Here is a 16030-nt window from a genome sequence, read left to right as displayed (position 1 = left end):
AACGGACACGACCACGGAGGGTTTCCCACATGGCATCCGTCCTCACCGGACTCGACCACATCCAGCTGCCCGTCGCCGATCTGGCCGCGTCCATCGCGTGGTACCAGCGCCTGCTCGGCTTCCGCGTCCTCACCGACTACGGCACGAGCGCCATGCTCCGGGCCGAGGGTGGCCCGGACCTCATGCTCTGGGAAGCGCCGGGGCACGCGCCGATGAAGCTGACGGTGGCGGGGGAGGAGCGGCCGATCTTCTTCCTGCGCACGACCGAGATCCACGCCCTCGCGGAGCGGTTCGCGGCAGAGGGCGTCGATGTCGTGAGCTTCGACGACGGCGGCTTCGCTCTCTTCCTGAAGTTCTTCGACCCTGACGGGACCCTGCTCGGGGTCATCCAGCACGCCGCCTGACGCAGAGGCCCCGCCACCCTGTCGATGCCCGCCCGCCTGGGCTATCGTCGGGGCACGGCTCCGTGCGGCGGGGCTGCGAGGAGGGGCGCATGGAGCAGGTCGACACGGTGATCGTGGGCGCGGGCATGGCGGGCTTGACCGCTGCGCGGCTGCTGCAGGGCGAGGGGCGGACGGTCGTGGTGCTCGAAGCGCGCGACCGGGTCGGCGGCCGGGTGCATACGGACCGGACCGACGGCATCGTCGATCTCGGCGCCTCGTGGATCCACGGTGTCGACGGCAGTCCGGTGGCTGCCGCCGCCGAGGCCTTCGGCATGCGGACCGTGGAGTTCACCGTCGGCGGGTTCCAGGTGGACAGCCGGCCGATCGCGTATCACGGTCCCGACGGTCGCCCGCTCTCGGCGGAGGAGGCGCGCGCCTTCGCCGCGGATGTCCACGCGGTGGACGAGGCGCTGCCGGCTGTCATCGCCGCCTCCGGCCCCGAGGCCTCCTACCGCGACGTCACGGACCAGGTGCTCTCACGCCGGCAGTGGAGCGCGGACCGCGCACAGCGAGTGCGTGAATACCTGGAGCATCGCGCCGAGGAGCAGTACGGGGCGTGGATCGAGGACCTCGCCGCGCATGGCCTCGACGACGACGCGATCGAGGGCGACGAGGTCGTGTTCCCGGACGGGTACGGGGTGCTCCCGGAGCGCCTCGCCGAAGGGCTGGACGTCCGGCTGGAGCACATCGTCACCCGCGTCGACTGGAGCGAGGACGGCGTCTGGGCGCGGACCTCGCGCGGGGACTTCTCCGGCGATACGACGGTCGTCACGGTCCCGGTCGGCGTGCTGCAGTCCGGGACCATGGAGATCGTCCCTCCGCTGCCGCCCGTCAACGCCGAGGCATTGGGACGGCTGCGCATGAACGCCTTCGAGAAGGTCTTCCTGCGGTTCCCCACCCGGTTCTGGGAAGACGGGGTCTACGCGTTCCGGCAGCAGGGGCCCGAGGCACGGTGGTGGCACTCCTGGTACGACCTCACGGCGCTGCACGACGAGCCGCTCCTGCTCACCTTCGCCGCAGGGCCCGCGGCCGTCGCGACGAGGGACTGGAGCGACGACCAGGTGCAGGCCTCGATCATGGTCCAGCTCCGCCGGCTGTACGGGGACGGGATCCCGGATCCGATCGGCCTGCATCGTACGGCCTGGCAGGACGATCCGTTCGCGCACGGGTCGTACGCGTACATGACGGTCGGGTCGACCACCGCGGATCACGACGACCTCGCCACCCCGGTCGGCGGCGTGCTGCACCTGGCGGGCGAAGCCACCTGGACCGACGACCCGGCGACCGTGCCGGCGGCCGTGTTCTCCGGGCATCGCGCGGCCGAGCGCATTCTCGGACGGACGGTACCGATCGAACGGCTCTGGACGCAGGGATGACGCCCCGGCGCATCGGCAGTGTGGCCGTCGCCGTGTCCCCGGTCAACCCCCTGCGTCACCGGGGCCGGCGCGCATACGGTCGTCGGAACGAACAGAGGAGGAGAGCATGAGCGACCCCCAGAACACGCAGGGCACTCCCGGCGCCGACGAGGAAGCCGACACGGCCTCCGGCGGCGCTCCCGACGACAGCGGCGAGAGCACCGACGACGTGCTCGAGCGCGAGACGACGGACGACGAGGGCAAGCCCCTCGAGAACCCGTCCGGCGGCTGACCGCCGCACCGCCCGAGGGTCAGCCGCGCCCCAGGCGGCGCGGCTACCCTCGGGTCATGCGCCGAATCGCCATCGTCCCCCTGCTGCTCGCCGCCGGTCTTCTGGCCGGGTGCGCCCAGGTCACTCAGGCTGCCGGAGACGCGTTCGGAGTCCCGGTCGCGGAGACTTGCGCGACGATCGATGACGCATACGCCCAGTACCAGGCGCTGCTCGCGCAGGGCGACGTGTCCGCGGAGCAGCTCGACGCCGCCCGCGACGACCTCGTCGCCACGCTCGACCGCGTCGCCGACGGCATGGACGGACAGCTCGGCGACCTCATCCGCTCCGGCGCCGATCAGCTCGGCGGCATGACCGACCTTCAGGCTCCGGAGACCGTCGAGGCGATCGAACGCCTCCACGACGGGCTCTCCTCGTTCTGCGGCTGAGCCGAATCCCGCGGTCGGGTCGCCACGAACCACTGTCGGAGCAGCAGCACGATGAGCAGCACGTCCACCGCGTCACCGGCGTAGAACATCAGCTCCGCGCCGATCCGAGCGTCCCCGACGTCGACGCCAGCGGGCGGGTGGGCCCACAGCCACTTGGCGAGGATCGAGTGCGCGGCGACGAAGACGATGAGGACCCCGGCCCGCACGGTTACCGACGCGCGGTGCGGATCCGGATCGAGCCCCACGATGCTCGCCGTGAACAGGTATCCGGTCAGCAGCACGTGAAGATGCACGGCGGCATGCAGCCATGGTGAGGCGTGCATCAGGGGGAACAGCGGTGTGGCGTAGAGGAGCCAGAGACCGCCGACATTGAGGGCGCCGGCGACCACCGGATGCGTGAGCACCCGGATCGGGCCGCTGCGCAGCACTCGGGACAGAGTGCGCGCCCGCGGCACGGGGAGGGCGCGCAGGGCCAGCGTGACCGGCCGCCCGAGCACGAGGAGGAGTGGCGCCAGCATCCCCACGAGCACGTGCCCGGCCATGTGCACCGGGAAGCTGCTGTGGGCCAGGGCGGCGAACGGTCCGACCATGCCGACTCCGGCGCAGAGCAGACCCGCCATCCAGGCCGCCGTCCGCGGCCGAGGCCAGGGGCTGCGGTCCCGGGTCCGCCGCAACCCGACGAGATAGAGAACGGCTGCGGCGAGGAGGGCGACGAGCGCGACCGGCGCGAGCAGATCGATCCCGCCTCCGACGGCGTCGGTGTCGATGCCCGGCGTCTCGGGCGGTCCGTGGTGTCCGTCGTGACCCTCGCGCATGGCCGTCACCGCGCCGGGTCCGGGCGGGTCCGCCACACCACGAGGATCCCTGCAGCGAGCAACAGGACGGCCGACACGATCCAGACGGTGTCGTAGAGCACGAGGTCGACGCCGTAGCGGATCTGGTGGATCCCGAGGAGCTTGTGATCGACCACGCCGTCGAAGAGCTGGAAGAACCCGACCCCGGTGATCACCGCGCCCGTCCAGCGCGTCCATCGCACGGGGCCACGACGGCGGACGTCGGCGAGGAGGAAGGCGCCGAGGATCGTGATGAACCAGCCGAACGCATGGAAGAACCCGTCCGAGACGAGGGCCACGTCAGAGGTCGACAGATCGTAGAAGTGGTGCCAGTGCAGCACCAGGTGGAAGACGAAGAGGTCGATCATCGAGGCGGCGATCCCGCAGCCGAACAGGAAGCCCGACAGCAGCAGGCGCCGGTCGGGGCGGGGCATGGCTCCGGAGGTCATGCGGTCAGGGTCGTCCGTCCTGCCCACCCCGGCGACGTCCTTGACCCCGGCCTCCGAGTGCGGTAGCCGCCGATAGTTGCGAAACCGCAACTATCGGCGTATGGTTGATCTCGATCAACTTTCTATGCAGGAGCATTCCCCCGTGACACACACCTCATCCTCTTCCGAGACCACGCGCTCGGCCCGCGAGGTCTTCACCGCGATCTCCGGCCTCATCGTCGGCATGTTCGTCGCCGTGCTCTCCGGCACGGTCGTCTCGACCTCGATGCCGGTCATCATCGCCGACCTCGGCGGCACGCAGTCGCAGTACACCTGGGTCATCACCGCGAGCCTTCTCGCCACCGCCGTCTCCACCCCGATCTGGGGCAAGCTCGCCGACCTGGTCGACCGCAAGGTGCTCGTCCAGATCTCGCTCATCCTCTTCACGGTCGGCACCGTGATCGCCGGATTCTCGACCGATACGAACATGCTCATCGCTGTCCGCGTCGTGCAGGGCATCGGCGTCGGCGGTCTCATGTCGCTCGTCATGATCGCGGTGGCCCTCATCATCTCGCCGCGTGAGCGCGGCAAGTACATGGGCGTCGTCGGCGGCATCATGGCCCTCGGCACGATCGGCGGGCCGCTGCTGGGCGGACTCCTCACCGACGTGTGGGGCTGGCGCTCGAACTTCTTCGTCGGCGTCCCGTTCGCCATCCTCGCCCTCGTGCTGCTGCAGTTCACGCTGCACCTGCCCAAGCCGCAGCGCGGCACGAAGGTCTCGATCGACTACTTCGGCATCGTCCTGCTCGCCGTCGGCGTCTCGACGCTCCTCATCTGGGTGTCCATGGGTGGCAACCAGTTCGACTGGGACTCCGGGACGAGCATCGCGCTCATCGTGACCGCGGTCGTCGCGATCGCCGCCTTCATCGTGGTCGAGTTCTTCGTCAAGGAGCCGATCGTTCCGATGACGCTGTTCCGCAACCGCACCTTCACGCTGTCGGTCATCGCCTCGATCGCGATCGGCGTCTCGATGTTCGCGACCTCGGTCTTCCTCGCGCAGTACTTCCAGCTGGCCCGGGGCGCGACGCCCACCGAGTCGGGCCTGATGACCATCCCGATGATCATCGGTCAGATGGGCGCGTCGATCATCATCGGCCAGCTCGTCAGCCGCTTCGGCAAGTGGAAGAGCTGGATGGTCACCGGCTCGATCCTCGCCACGATCGGCGTGAGCCTGATGGCGACGCTGCGCTACGACACCCCGTTCCCGCTGGTCGCTGTCTACATGTTCGTCCTCGGTGCCGGGCTCGGCATGGTCATGCAGAACCTGACCCTGATCGTGCAGAACGACACGGCTCCGCAGCAGCTGGGCGCGGCCTCGTCGAACGTCAACTTCTTCCGTACGATCGCCGGCACCATCGGTGTGACCGTCATGGGGTCGCTGCTCTCCACGAGCGTCGCGGACTTCATGAAGGACGGTCTGAAGGGCTTCGTCCCGACCACGCCCGACGAGATCAGCGCCCTGGAGCGCCTGGGTTCCGGCGACGTGCCGAAGGTGGGCGAGCTGCCCGACACGATCCGCACGATCGTCGAGAGCGCCTACGGGCACGGCATCGCGGACGCGTTCATACTCGCCATCCCGCTGGCCGTGATCGCGATCATCGCGATCGCGTTCATCAAGAACAAGCCGCTGTCCACCAAGAACGCCGCGGAGCAGCTGCGCGAGCAGGCTGAGGAGTCCGTCATCGAGGTCTCCGAGGCCGAGGTCGGCGCGAACCTCTCGACCGGGACCATTCGCACCGGGCAGGCCGAACCGGCGACCACCACGGGGTCCGTGAGCGTGCTCGAGCGCGACGATCGGAAGCAGGAGCGCTGACATGAGCGCGTCCGAGGCGGTCGGCACCCCCGACGTCGATACCGCCCTCAGCGACCTCCAGGCGCATCTCAACCTCATCTTCGCGCGGACCCGGTCGCTGTGGAAGGAATCGGCGTCCCGGGTCCACCCGGAGCTGCAGGTGGCGGGGTACAAGCTGCTCACCTTCATCGACCGGGCGGGCTCGGCCAGCGCGCATGAGCTCGCCGAGCGCTTCGAGATGGACAAGTCCGTCGTCAGCCGCCAGGTGCGGATGCTGGAGGAGCTCGGGCTGATCGCCTCGGTGCCGGATGAGCGCGACGGCCGGCTCCGGGTGCTCACCGCGACACCGGCCGCGTGCACCGCGCTCACCGATGTCCGCCGGGAGTACGGCAGCCGACTCCGCGCTGTCATCGATGAGCTCACGCCCGCGGAGATCGACGCCGCATCCAAGGTGTTCCGGCTCCTCGCCGAGGTCTGAGCACAGCCCCGCGACCGCATCCGGTCGCGGGGCTTCGCCGTACACTGGCGATATGAGCGCCCCGTCCGACGAACCCGCCGACGGCGCTCCGATCGACGACCTCGACCAGGCGGTCGCCCGCGTCGAGCACGAGCTCGGCCGGCTGTTCGCCCGCATCCGCGTCGGGTGGCGCGAGGCCGCGGTCACCGTGCATCCGGATCTCCAGCCGCTGGGCTACCAGGTGCTGACCTCGATCCTCGCCGGACGGGCGACCTCGGCGGGAGCACTCATCGAGCGCCTGCAGACGGACAAGTCCGCGGTGAGCCGGCAGGTGCGTCAGCTCGAGCAGCTCGGGCTCGTCGAGAGCATCCCCGATCCCGAGGACGGTCGCGCCCGGGTGCTGGTGGCGACCCCGCTGGCCGAGGAGCGCGTGGCTCTCGCCCGCTCCCGGTATGAGGGGCGCATCGGCGAGCGCCTGCGCGGCTGGACCGCCGCCGACCTCGACCACTTCGCGAACCTCGTCGCCGATCTGGGCGGTTGATACACCGGAATACGTCATCGATTCACGGGAATACAGTGGCGGTCGGACGCCTTGGCCCCACTGTGACTCTCTACGACTCCGCCGACTTCGGCTCGCTGCACCTGTCCAACCGCGTCGTCATGGCGCCGCTCACCCGCACCCGTGCGGACGCGGAGGGCGTGCCGACCGCGATCATCGAGGAGTACTACCGCCAGCGGGCCGGGCAGGGACTCATCATCTCGGAGGGGGTCTGGCCGGTCCTCGAAGGCAAGTCGTACCCTGGGCAGCCGGGCATCGTGACCCCCGCGCAGATCGAGGGATGGCGCCGCGTGGCCGACGCCGTGCACGCCGAGGGCGGCACCATCGTCATGCAGCTCATGCACGGCGGCCGTGTAGGCCACCCGGACATCTCCGGCGAGCCCCGCGTCGTCGCGCCGAGTGCTCTGGCGGCCCCCGGGCAGACGCGGACCCTCAAGGGCAAGGCCGATCTGCCCGTCGCGCATGCCCTCACCCTGGACGAGATCCCCGTGGTCGTCGAGCAGTTCGTCCAGGCCGCGCGTAACGCGATCGCGGCCGGCTTCGACGGCGTCGAGGTGCACGGTGCCAACGGCTACCTCGTCCACGAGTTCCTGTCCCCGGTGTCCAACGTCCGCGACGACCGGTACGGCGGCTCGCCGGAGAACCGTGCGCGCTTCGCGGTCGAGGTGACCACGGCGGTCGCAGCAGCCGTGGGTGCCGACCGCACCGGAATCCGCCTCTCACCGGCCCACGGCATCCAGGGCGTCATCGAGGACGACCCCGCCGACGTGCTCGCGACCTACACCGCGCTCGCCGAAGGACTCGCACCTCTGGGGCTGGCCTTCGTCGATGTGCTGCACCCCGAGCCGGCCGGAGAACTCGTCCAGGCCATCCGCCGGGCGGCGGGCGCTCCGTTCATCGTCAACACCGGCTTCGGCGTCGAGACCACCCGGGCCGCGGCCGAGGAACTGGTCGCGGAGGACTGGGCCGACGCGGTCGCGGCCGGGCGTCCCGTCATCGCCAACCCCGACCTCGTGGAGCGGTGGCGGACCGGAGCCGAGTTGAACGAGCCCCGCCCCGCGCTGTTCTACGGCTCGACTGCCGAGGGGTACATCGACTACCCGTCACTCGAGGGCGTGCGCGCCGGCGAGTGACGCGGGGTGCCCGCTGTCACAGGACGATGTCGTCGGCGGTGTGCAGCGGGCGCCATGCCGTCTCGCGGAGTCCGCGCCGGGGGAGCACATCGGCGTCGGGAAGGGGGCCGAGGTCGACTCTGGTGAGGGCGGACACCTCGGCGACCGGTACCTGGAACGTGCGGAATGCGCCGAGGCTCGCGACGGCGAAGGCACCCTCCCGCGTGTCCACGAGCTCGGTCTGGTCGAGGATGAATGCGGCGGCCGCGAGTCGGTCCTCGGAGCGCCACGCCACGATCTTCCAGTACCGCAGGGGCACGCGGATGCCGCGGTACGGCGGGTCGGCGTCCGCGAGCACCGGGGCCGTGAACACCGATAGGCGCTGCGCCGTCGCCTCCGCATACGCCAGCACGTGGTCCTCCAGCCCGAGCCAGAGGTCCTTCGACTGGTTGAAGGCGGCCGCCTGCGGGGCCGCGTTGGGGTAGGTGAAGGTGGCTTCCGCGGCGGCGCGGGCCTCGTCGAGCTCCCCCCAGCCCGGGTCGCGGCGACGGACGAGGTGTCCGCGGTCGAGGTCGTTCCGGGCGTAGACGGCGGACCCCGCCTGTTCCTCCGCGGGCACCCGGGGGTCGAGGCGCCACTCACCCGTGCGCGGGAGATCCCGCAGGCGGGCGCCATCGATGGTCACGCCCGTCACCGCGGCGAGGCGCCGTTCCGGATCGAGCAGCACCGTGAACCGGGGCGCAGGGAGCGCGCGCACCGGCATCGGGGGCACGGGCAGCGGCAGCGGGATGCCGAGGAACGCGGGGTCGTAGCCGTCCGTCATGCCACCATCGTGCCCCGCCCCGCCGACATCGCACCTCTTCCGCGTGCTCGTCCGCCCCACTACTGTCGGGGTTCAGGCGGAGCCGATTCCGCGGTGCGGGAGCGCGCGCTGACAGAGGGGGACGGATATGACCGGAGCGAGCGGAATCGACGGGGTACGGAAGGACGGCGAGCTGCCGGCGCGGGAGTCGATCCCTGCGATCTTCGACGAGCTGGACTTCCAGTTCGCCTGCCAGGTCTACCTCTGGGCTCTTCCGCTCGTCTCCTACGCGCAGTGGAAGTCTCAGCACGAGGAGGTCTTCGGTGCGACGAGCAGTGACCTCGTCCGATACCTGACGTATCGCGACCGCCTCGGCCTCATCACGGCGAACGCCACGACGCCGTACATCCTGAACTTCTTCGACCTCGCCGAGACCGGACCGCTGGTCATCGACCTGCCCCCGGGGCACACGGCCGGCGGCGTCTCCGACTTCTGGCAGCGGGAGGTCGGGGCGATGGGGGAGATGGGGCCGGACCAGGGCCGCGGCGGCAAGTACGTGATCGTCGCGCCCGGGGCGACCGTCCCCGCAGACATCACGGCCGAGTACCGGATCCTGCAGTCCTCCGGGGTCAACATCATGTTCGGCTTCCGCACGCTCGACCCTGATCCGGAGCGCGCCGATGCCCTCGTGCGCGCCGTACGGATCTACCCGTACCGCGATCGGGAGGACCCCGCACCGACGCGCATCATCTCTCCGGACGGTCGGCCGTGGAGCGGCGATCAGCCGCGGGGCATGGACTACTGGCGTCTTCTGCACCGCATCTACCAGTCGGAGGTCGTCGACGAACGCGATCGCTTCTATCTCGCGATGCTGCGGCAGCTCGGCATCCGCGTCGGGGAGCCCTTCGCGCCGGACGACCGTCTCACCCGCATCCTGGAGCGCGGCGCCGAAGCGGGTGAGCTGATGGCGCAGGCGAACACGTTCGCGAAGCGCTTCGCGCAGGGGAGCTACTGGCCCGACCGTGTGTGGGAGCAGGCGATCGTCCTGGACAACTCCGCGCAGCGGGGCGACGGCTATGACGAGCTCCTCGAGAGGGCCTCATGGTTCTACGAGGCCGTCAGCTTCTCGGAGGCGATGAAGAGCACCACTCCCGGTGTCGGGCAGGCCTACCTCGGTGCCTACACCGATGCCGACGGAGAGTGGCTCGACGGTGCCCGCACCTATCGCCTGCACGTGCCGGCGGACGTGCCGGCGAAGCTGTTCTGGTCTGCGACGGTGTACGACGCCGACACCCGGTGCCTCATCGACAACGAGCAGCAGCGCGGCGACCGCGGGTCGCGCGATGAGGACCTCCGATACAACGAGGACGGCTCCGTCGATCTGTGGTTCGGCCCGGAGCCGCCGACGGAGGGGCGCTCGAACTGGGTGCAGACGATTCCGGGGCGGCACTGGTTCAGCTACTTCCGTTTCTACGGGCCGCTGCAGCCGTACTTCGATCGGTCCTGGAAGCTCGGCGACATCGTCGCGGCCGACGCCGCCGGCTGACACCTCGTGACACGAAGCCGCGCGGGGGAGGGGCCTCAGGCCTGCCCGTTGTCCTCTGCCCGCCGTGCCGCGGCCTCGCGCATGCGGCGGCGGATGCGCAGCGCGATGAACACCAGAAGCAGCAGGATGAGCACGCCGACGACCACATCGGAGATCACGCCGCTCCACTGCTCGAGGATCGGCCGGATGGCGGGGCCGAAGGCGAAGCCCAGGCCGATCCAGATGCCGTTCCAGACCGCCGAGCCGACCAGCGTGTACAGCGTGAACTTCCACAGCGCCATGCGCTCGATGCCGGCCGGGATCGAGATGAACGAGCGCACGAGGGGCACGCAGCGACCGAACAGCACGGCGCCGCCGCCCCAGCGCGCGAAGAACGCCTCGGCCTTGTCGAAGTCGTCGTGGTCGAGAAGGGGGATGCGTCCGACGATGCGCCGCGTGCGGTCCCGGCCCACGGCGGCGCCGAGCGCATACCAGATCCATGCGCCGACGAGTCCGCCGATGGTGGCCGCGGCCCAGGCGCCCCAGGCGTTCATCCGCCCGTCATAGGCGAGGAATCCCGCCGCCGGGAGGATCGCCTCCGAGGGGATCGGCGGGACGAACGTCTCGATGAGAACGGCGAGGCCGACGCCGACCTCGCCCAGGGTCTCGATCAGGCTGAGCACCCAGCCGATGAATCCGTCGTAGCCGGGGGCGGAAGCGGCGAGGGGGAGAGTGCCGGGGGTCATCGTGTCCTCTGTCGGGGGATCGCGGTGATCGTGCGGGATGCGGGAGGAGATCCGTGGGGACCGACCGCTCCTGAACGGTAACCGGTGTACCTGGGCTCCGCCTGCGTGCATCGGGAGCCGGGCCACCGGAGGCGGCGTTGTCAAGGTGCTCGCTCCGGCAGCGCGGCGGACCGATCATGGAGTCCCATCAACCGAGGAGGCATCATGACCGATCCGCGACAGGACGAGACGACCGGATTCCACGGCGAGCCCCCGACCGCGAACAACGGGGAGGGCGACGCGCCCGAGGTCGACGTGACCGACCTGGAGCCGGAGGAGATCGAGGACGGCGTGGAGGTCGACGACCGCCCCTGATCGCCGGGGAGATTTTGACATAGGTCAAAATCTCCCCTACCGTCGAGTCATGGCAGCGGCGGAGAGCAGAGACGACGAGACCGACGGGATCAGCGGCGTCACCGCCGCGGAGATCTCGGAGAGCGTGCGCGACCTCGTCGAACGGGGGACGCTCGTCGCCGGAGACCGCTTGCCACCGGTCCGCACACTGGCCGAGCGGCTCGGCGTCAATCGCAACACCGTGCTCGCCGCCTACCGCGCACTCGTCACCGCCCGCATCGCGACCACCGGTGGGCGCACAGGGACGACCGTGCTCGGACCCGTCGCCACGCCGGATGAGGGCTTCACGCCCGGAACTGCGCTCCGCGACATCGCCAACGGCAACCCTCAGGCGGCCCTCCTTCCCGACCTCGCCGCCGCTCTCGCAGCCGTGCACCCGAGCCCCGTCCTCTACGGCGAGTCGGTGATCGATGCCGGTCTCGCCGAGTGGGCGACCCGATGGATCGCGGAGGACCAGCCTCGCCCCTTCCGCCTTTCGGTCACCGCCGGGGCGGTCGACGCGGTGGAGCGCCTGCTCGCTCAGACGCTCGTGCACGGCGACCGGGTGGGTCTCGAGGATCCGTGCTTCCTCTCGAGCATCCAGACCGCGCGTCTGGCGGGGTACACGCCCGTCGCGATACCCGTCGACGACGAGGGCATGACCGTGGAGGGCGTGCGTGACGCTCTGGAGAGCGGTGTGCGCGCGATCGTCTGCACGCCCCGCGCGCACAACCCCACCGGGGTCAGCATCAGTCCCGCGCGTGCCGCGGCGCTGCGCGAGGTGCTCGCTCCGCACCCCCACGTCCTGGTGATCGAGGACGACCACTTCTCGCTGCTCGCCCCGACTCCGTACGCCACCGTCATCGGACCGGGCCACGAACGGTGGGCTCTCGTGCGGTCGGTGTCCAAGTTCCTCGGACCCGACATGCGGCTGGCCCTCACCGCGTCCGACCCCGTCACCGCCGAGCGCCTCGCCCTCCGGCTCAGCCCCGGCACGATGTGGGTGAGCCACGTCATGCAGCAGCTCGCCGCGACCATGCTCCGTGACGAAGACGTGCACCGGCTCATCGCGAAGGCGGGTGCCCGATACGCCGCGCGCAACAGGTCCTTCGCCGCGCTCGTCTCCGCCCGTGGATCGGACGTCACCGCGGAGAGCGGTCTGAATGCGTGGGTCGATGTCCGCGAGGAGGCCGCGGTCGTCGCCGAGCGGCTCGCGCACCGCGGATGGCTCGTTCGACCGGGGTCCGAGTTCGCGCTGGAGGACGGCTCGCCCGGCGGCCACCATCTGCGTCTGACGGTGCACGACCTCGACGACGCCGACCTGCGACGACTGGCCGACGACATCGCCGCCGCTTCCGGTCCGGCCGAGGCCGAGGGGGACGAATGACGGCCAGGGCCCCGTTCCGGATCGGCCGATCATCGCGCCTGGACGGCGTGCTCTACGACCTGCGGGGTCCGGTGGCCGAGCGTGCGGCCGAGTTGGAAGCCCGCGGCGAGCAGATCCTCCGCCTGAACATCGGCAACCCGGCCCCGTTCGGTTTCGAGGCGCCGCCGGTCATCGTGGAGGCCCTGCGCGAGGCTCTTCCGCACGCCCATGGGTACTCGGAATCACCGGGCCTTCCGGAGACGAGGGAGGCGATCCGCGTGCACTACTCGCGCCGGGCCGGGTTCCCGTCCCTCGGGATCGAGGCGGTGACCGTCGGCAACGGCGTGTCCGAGCTGGTGGGTCTCACGTTGCAGGCGCTGCTGGAGCCGGGCGACGAGGTCCTCATCCCGAGTCCCGACTATCCGCTGTGGACCGCATCGACGGTCCTCGCCGGGGGTGAGCCCGTGCACTACCGCTGCGCGGAGGAGGCCGGGTGGCTCCCGGATCTCGAGGCCATGGCGGCGGCGATCGGCCCACGGACCGTGGCCATCGTCATCATCAACCCGAACAACCCCACCGGCGCGGTCTACCCGCGGGAGACCTTGGAGGGCGTGGCGGAGCTCGCCCGTCGCCATGGTCTGCTGCTGCTGTCGGACGAGATCTACGACCGCGTCGTCTACCCCGGATTCACGCACGTCTCCACGGCGCAGGTCGCCCCCGACGTGCCCTGCGTCACCTTCGCCGGCCTGTCGAAGACCCACCGCGTCGCCGGCTACAGGGCGGCCTGGGCGTTGACGACCGGGTTCGCTGCGGACGATCCCTTCCTCTCCGGTCTGCGGCTGCTCGCCTCGATGCGGATGTGCGCGTCCGTGCCGGCACAGCACGCGATCACGGCGGCCCTGGGTCGCGACGCATCGCTCGACGCGCTCGTCGCGGCCGAGGGGCGGCTGACAATGCAGCGCGACGCCGCCACGGCTGCGCTCCGAGCGATCCCCGGCGTCGACGTGCAGGAGGCGGGTGGCGGGCTCTACCTCTTCCCGCGCCTCGACCCTGAGGTGTTCGGCATCCGTGACGACGAGCGTCTGGTGCTCGACTTCCTCGACGCGGAGCACATCCTGCTGGTGCACGGCCGCGCCTTCAACGGCGCCGACACCGATCACGTGCGCCTCGCCTTCCTGCCCGAGACCGACACGCTGATCGATGCGGTGCAGCGCTTCGGCCGCTTCCTGCAGGGGTACTCGCCGCCGGGCGCGTGAGGACATCTGACCCGGTGGAGTGACCGAGTGGCCAGGTCGCGGTCCGCAAGACCGTGCACGCAGGTTCGATTCCTGCCTCCACCTCCGATCCGGCTCGCGCCGAGCCGTTCCCGACGAAGGACATACCCATGCAGAAGGACTTCATCCCGGCCGCCGCGCCGCTCATCGGCGACGACGAGGTGGCAGCCGTCGAACGCGTGCTCCGCAGCGGCATGCTCGCCCAGGGCCCCGAGGTGGCGGCGTTCGAGCGCGAGTTCGCGATGCACTTCGTGGGAGGCCGCACCACCGTCGCGGTGAACTCCGGGACGAGCGGTCAGCTCCTGGGCCTGCTCGCCTCCGGTGTCGGCCCGGGCGACGAGGTGATCGTGCCGTCCTTTACCTTCGCGGCGGTCGCGAACTCCGTGGTCCTGGCCGGCGCGACGCCGGTGTTCGTCGACATCGAGCCGAGGCACTTCACGCTGGATCCGGCGCGGGTCCGTGCCGCCGTCACCGCCCGCACGAAAGGCATCATGCCGGTGCACCTGTACGGGCATCCGTTCCTCGTGGACGACATCGAGGAGGTCGCCAGGGACCATGGCCTGGACATCTACGAGGACGCCGCGCAGGCCCACGGTGCCGCCTGGCGAGGCCGGCCGGCCGGGACCATCGGCAGGTTCGGCATGTTCAGCCTCTACCCGACGAAGAACATGACAGCGATCGAGGGCGGCATGGTCTCGTGCGTCGATGAGCAGGTCGCGCGCCGGGTCCGACTGCTGCGCAACCAGGGTATGGAGACCCAGTACGCGAACGAGCTCGTCGGCTACAACAACCGGATGAGCGAGGTGCACGCCGCGGTCGGTCGGGTGCAGCTCGGGCGGGTCGCCGCCTGGACCCGCCAGCGCCAGGAGAACGCCGCATTCCTCGACGCCGCGCTCGCCGGCATCGACGGGCTCACCGTGCCTGCGGTCGCGGAGGGCGCCGAGCACGTCTACCACCAGTACACGGTGCGGGTCGCCGCGGGGGAGCGCGACCGGGTGCGCGACGCACTCCGCGACGAACACGGGGTGGGCTCCGGCGTCTACTACCCGATCCCGAACCACCGGCTGCCCTCGCTGGCGCGCTTCGCGCCGGCCGACGAGCTTCCGGAGACCGAACGGGCGGCGCAGGAGGTGCTCTCCCTCCCCGTGCACCCTTCGCTCACGGCCGGCGACCTCGACCGGATCGTGACCGGGGTCGCTGCCGTGATGTCAGCCGGCGGCTGAGCTCAGGCGGCGAGGCCGAGCCAGGCCCGCGGAGAGCGACCGAGCCGCTGGGCGAACGCGCGGGAGAAGGCGGAGGCGCTCGCATAGCCGAGGTCGGCGGCCACAGCGCTCACGGACATCCCCGCACGGAGCTGTTCCTGGGCGATCGTGAGACGCCACTCGGTGAGGTAGTCGCCCGGCGCTCGGCCCACGACCTCCTTGAAGCGCGCCGCGAAGGCGCTGCGCGACATCGCGGCGGTCCGCGCGAGAGTGTCGAGCGTCCACGGCTCGCCGGGGGCCTCATGCATCGCCACGAGGGCGGGTGCGAGGCGTTCGTCCGCAAGGCCGGGCAGCAGCCCCGGCGGGAGGGTGAGATCGCCGGAGTGGTCGAGCATCCAGCGCAGGAGCTGGATGAGCACGACCTCGAACATCCGGTCTGCCAGCAGTGGACGACCGCAGCGCACGTTGTCGACCTCGGCGAACAGGAGGTCCAGCGCGGGGGCGAGGGTGGACACCTCGTCGAGCGGCAGGACGATCACCGGGGGGAGGGTGCGGACGAGCGGGTGCGTGGCTCCGCCGTCGAAGTCGATCGTCGCGCAGGCGAAGTCGGATTCATCGGTCGGGGCGTTGAGGAAGGTGTGGTCGACGGGGCGGGGGAAGAACAGCAGGCTCGGGCGGGTGATCGTCTCGCGCTCGATGCCGCCGTCCGGGCGCTGGTGCGTCACCTCCATCTCGCCGCGACGCAGCACGTGGAGGAAGCCGTGGCCCGCACTCGCGGCGAAGACCGTGGTCCCGCACAGGGGTCCGGTGTGGAACAGGCGGCTGCGCACCCGGAAGCGGTCGAGCAGCGGGGTGAGGCGGTCGAGCGGTGGCATGCTTCCATTCTTCTGGACGATATGTCACGAACGCAAGATCAAATGATGCGTATCGTACTGCGCGGCGAGCAAGACTGAAGGGGAAGCCGAATCCGGCCCGTCCCGAAACACA

18 protein-coding genes and 1 tRNA gene are annotated in these 16030 nt (G+C 70.5%); 14 read left to right on the top strand and 5 right to left on the bottom strand.

The genetic code is table 11. The features are described 5' to 3' along the window. Positions 1–29: 29 nt before the first annotated feature. The 4 genes from AB0N68_RS02935 (at position 30) to AB0N68_RS02920 (ending at position 2515) form a co-directional block, all read left to right on the top strand. Entirely contained in the window at positions 30–404 is a 375-nt protein-coding gene (locus AB0N68_RS02935) for a VOC family protein (protein WP_292797281.1), read from the top strand. 89 nt (positions 405–493) lie between these two features. Further along, entirely contained in the window at positions 494–1819 is a 1326-nt protein-coding gene (locus AB0N68_RS02930; RefSeq protein ID WP_292797283.1) for a flavin monoamine oxidase family protein, read from the top strand. Positions 1820–1925: 106 nt separating this feature from the next. After that, complete coding sequence (locus tag AB0N68_RS02925; RefSeq protein WP_164498166.1) at positions 1926–2090, top strand: hypothetical protein; 165 nt, start codon at positions 1926–1928, stop codon at positions 2088–2090. A 56-nt stretch (positions 2091–2146) separates the two neighbouring features. Further along, positions 2147–2515: a hypothetical protein gene (locus tag AB0N68_RS02920; protein WP_292797286.1), complete on the top strand. Its 369-nt coding sequence runs from the start codon at positions 2147–2149 to the stop codon at positions 2513–2515. On the opposite strand, the gene AB0N68_RS02915 is transcribed toward AB0N68_RS02920, so the two are convergent. Together AB0N68_RS02915 and AB0N68_RS02910 are read right to left on the bottom strand one after the other, a co-directional pair. Beyond that, entirely contained in the window at positions 2449–3366 is a 918-nt protein-coding gene (locus tag AB0N68_RS02915; protein WP_292797288.1) for a cytochrome c oxidase assembly protein, read from the bottom strand. The two genes, AB0N68_RS02920 and AB0N68_RS02915, sit on opposite strands and share 67 nt — an antisense overlap. Further along, a complete protein-coding gene (locus AB0N68_RS02910; RefSeq protein ID WP_280565047.1) occupies positions 3336–3797 on the bottom strand; it encodes a DUF2243 domain-containing protein in 462 nt (153 codons plus the stop codon). Before AB0N68_RS02910 ends, AB0N68_RS02915 begins: the two co-directional genes overlap by 31 nt. A 124-nt stretch (positions 3798–3921) precedes the next feature. On the opposite strand from AB0N68_RS02910, the gene AB0N68_RS02905 reads away from it, so the two are divergent. The 4 genes from AB0N68_RS02905 (at position 3922) to AB0N68_RS02890 (ending at position 7777) form a co-directional block, all read left to right on the top strand. Further along, positions 3922–5649 carry an MDR family MFS transporter gene (locus AB0N68_RS02905; RefSeq protein WP_187662373.1) on the top strand — a complete coding sequence of 576 codons (1728 nt, stop codon included), beginning with the start codon at positions 3922–3924 and terminating at the stop codon, positions 5647–5649. A gap of 1 nt (position 5650) precedes the next feature. After that, positions 5651–6106 (top strand): MarR family winged helix-turn-helix transcriptional regulator, encoded by a 456-nt coding sequence (locus AB0N68_RS02900; protein WP_187662372.1) that lies wholly within the window; start codon positions 5651–5653, stop codon positions 6104–6106. 52 nt (positions 6107–6158) lie between these two features. After that, positions 6159–6626, top strand: coding sequence for a MarR family winged helix-turn-helix transcriptional regulator (locus AB0N68_RS02895; RefSeq protein WP_187662371.1), 468 nt, complete (start codon positions 6159–6161; stop codon positions 6624–6626). Positions 6627–6688: 62 nt separating this feature from the next. Further along, entirely contained in the window at positions 6689–7777 is a 1089-nt protein-coding gene (locus AB0N68_RS02890) for an alkene reductase (RefSeq protein WP_292797295.1), read from the top strand. A 16-nt stretch (positions 7778–7793) separates the two neighbouring features. Here AB0N68_RS02890 and AB0N68_RS02885 read toward each other — a convergent pair whose 3' ends face one another. Next, positions 7794–8579 (bottom strand): DNA/RNA non-specific endonuclease, encoded by a 786-nt coding sequence (locus AB0N68_RS02885; RefSeq protein WP_292797298.1) that lies wholly within the window; start codon positions 8577–8579, stop codon positions 7794–7796. A 127-nt stretch (positions 8580–8706) separates the two neighbouring features. Between AB0N68_RS02885 and AB0N68_RS02880 the strand changes: the two genes are divergently transcribed. Further along, complete coding sequence (locus AB0N68_RS02880) at positions 8707–10104, top strand: DUF1254 domain-containing protein (protein WP_292797301.1); 1398 nt, start codon at positions 8707–8709, stop codon at positions 10102–10104. Between the two features lie 35 nt (positions 10105–10139). Here the strand turns inward: AB0N68_RS02880 and AB0N68_RS02875 are convergent, their stop codons facing one another. After that, positions 10140–10829: a DedA family protein gene (locus AB0N68_RS02875; RefSeq protein ID WP_187662367.1), complete on the bottom strand. Its 690-nt coding sequence runs from the start codon at positions 10827–10829 to the stop codon at positions 10140–10142. A gap of 204 nt (positions 10830–11033) precedes the next feature. Between AB0N68_RS02875 and AB0N68_RS02870 the strand changes: the two genes are divergently transcribed. From AB0N68_RS02870 to AB0N68_RS02850, 5 genes are all read left to right on the top strand, one after another. Continuing rightward, positions 11034–11183 (top strand): hypothetical protein, encoded by a 150-nt coding sequence (locus tag AB0N68_RS02870; protein ID WP_187662366.1) that lies wholly within the window; start codon positions 11034–11036, stop codon positions 11181–11183. A gap of 49 nt (positions 11184–11232) precedes the next feature. Then, positions 11233–12588 carry an aminotransferase class I/II-fold pyridoxal phosphate-dependent enzyme gene (locus AB0N68_RS02865; RefSeq protein WP_187662365.1) on the top strand — a complete coding sequence of 452 codons (1356 nt, stop codon included), beginning with the start codon at positions 11233–11235 and terminating at the stop codon, positions 12586–12588. Beyond that, complete coding sequence (locus AB0N68_RS02860) at positions 12585–13823, top strand: pyridoxal phosphate-dependent aminotransferase (protein WP_292797307.1); 1239 nt, start codon at positions 12585–12587, stop codon at positions 13821–13823. The genes AB0N68_RS02865 and AB0N68_RS02860 overlap by 4 nt, the downstream gene beginning before the upstream one ends. Before the next feature lie 13 nt (positions 13824–13836). After that, a tRNA-Cys gene (locus AB0N68_RS02855) sits at positions 13837–13907 on the top strand. 44 nt (positions 13908–13951) lie between these two features. Next, positions 13952–15064, top strand: a complete 1113-nt coding sequence (locus AB0N68_RS02850; RefSeq protein ID WP_292797309.1) for a DegT/DnrJ/EryC1/StrS family aminotransferase — start codon at positions 13952–13954, stop codon at positions 15062–15064. Between the two features lie 2 nt (positions 15065–15066). Here AB0N68_RS02850 and AB0N68_RS02845 read toward each other — a convergent pair whose 3' ends face one another. Continuing rightward, positions 15067–15918, bottom strand: coding sequence for an AraC family transcriptional regulator (locus tag AB0N68_RS02845; RefSeq protein WP_292797311.1), 852 nt, complete (start codon positions 15916–15918; stop codon positions 15067–15069). Positions 15919–16030 lie beyond the last annotated feature (112 nt).

This window comes from Microbacterium meiriae (assembly GCF_040685015.1).
Classification (GTDB): domain Bacteria; phylum Actinomycetota; class Actinomycetes; order Actinomycetales; family Microbacteriaceae; genus Microbacterium; species Microbacterium meiriae.
The sequence above is the reverse complement of the archived record's forward strand: the minus strand, read 5'-3'. Positions and strand labels throughout refer to the sequence as shown.

Bases quoted from the DNA above. Each gene is read 5' to 3' on its own strand.
- AB0N68_RS02895 (WP_187662371.1), top strand. From the start codon at position 6,159: ATGAGCGCCCCGTCCGACGAACCCGCCGACGGCGCTCCGATCGACGAC.
- AB0N68_RS02875 (WP_187662367.1), bottom strand. From the start codon at position 10,829: ATGACCCCCGGCACTCTCCCCCTCGCCGCTTCCGCCCCCGGCTACGAC.
- AB0N68_RS02910 (WP_280565047.1), bottom strand. From the start codon at position 3,797: ATGACCTCCGGAGCCATGCCCCGCCCCGACCGGCGCCTGCTGCTGTCG.
- AB0N68_RS02860 (WP_292797307.1), top strand. From the start codon at position 12,585: ATGACGGCCAGGGCCCCGTTCCGGATCGGCCGATCATCGCGCCTGGAC.
- AB0N68_RS02935 (WP_292797281.1), top strand. From the start codon at position 30: ATGGCATCCGTCCTCACCGGACTCGACCACATCCAGCTGCCCGTCGCC.
- AB0N68_RS02905 (WP_187662373.1), top strand. From the start codon at position 3,922: ATGCAGGAGCATTCCCCCGTGACACACACCTCATCCTCTTCCGAGACC.
- AB0N68_RS02900 (WP_187662372.1), top strand. From the start codon at position 5,651: ATGAGCGCGTCCGAGGCGGTCGGCACCCCCGACGTCGATACCGCCCTC.
- AB0N68_RS02930 (WP_292797283.1), top strand. From the start codon at position 494: ATGGAGCAGGTCGACACGGTGATCGTGGGCGCGGGCATGGCGGGCTTG.
- AB0N68_RS02845 (WP_292797311.1), bottom strand. From the start codon at position 15,918: ATGCCACCGCTCGACCGCCTCACCCCGCTGCTCGACCGCTTCCGGGTG.
- AB0N68_RS02920 (WP_292797286.1), top strand. From the start codon at position 2,147: ATGCGCCGAATCGCCATCGTCCCCCTGCTGCTCGCCGCCGGTCTTCTG.
- AB0N68_RS02870 (WP_187662366.1), top strand. From the start codon at position 11,034: ATGACCGATCCGCGACAGGACGAGACGACCGGATTCCACGGCGAGCCC.
- AB0N68_RS02925 (WP_164498166.1), top strand. From the start codon at position 1,926: ATGAGCGACCCCCAGAACACGCAGGGCACTCCCGGCGCCGACGAGGAA.
- AB0N68_RS02880 (WP_292797301.1), top strand. From the start codon at position 8,707: ATGACCGGAGCGAGCGGAATCGACGGGGTACGGAAGGACGGCGAGCTG.
- AB0N68_RS02850 (WP_292797309.1), top strand. From the start codon at position 13,952: ATGCAGAAGGACTTCATCCCGGCCGCCGCGCCGCTCATCGGCGACGAC.
- AB0N68_RS02885 (WP_292797298.1), bottom strand. From the start codon at position 8,579: ATGACGGACGGCTACGACCCCGCGTTCCTCGGCATCCCGCTGCCGCTG.
- AB0N68_RS02865 (WP_187662365.1), top strand. From the start codon at position 11,233: ATGGCAGCGGCGGAGAGCAGAGACGACGAGACCGACGGGATCAGCGGC.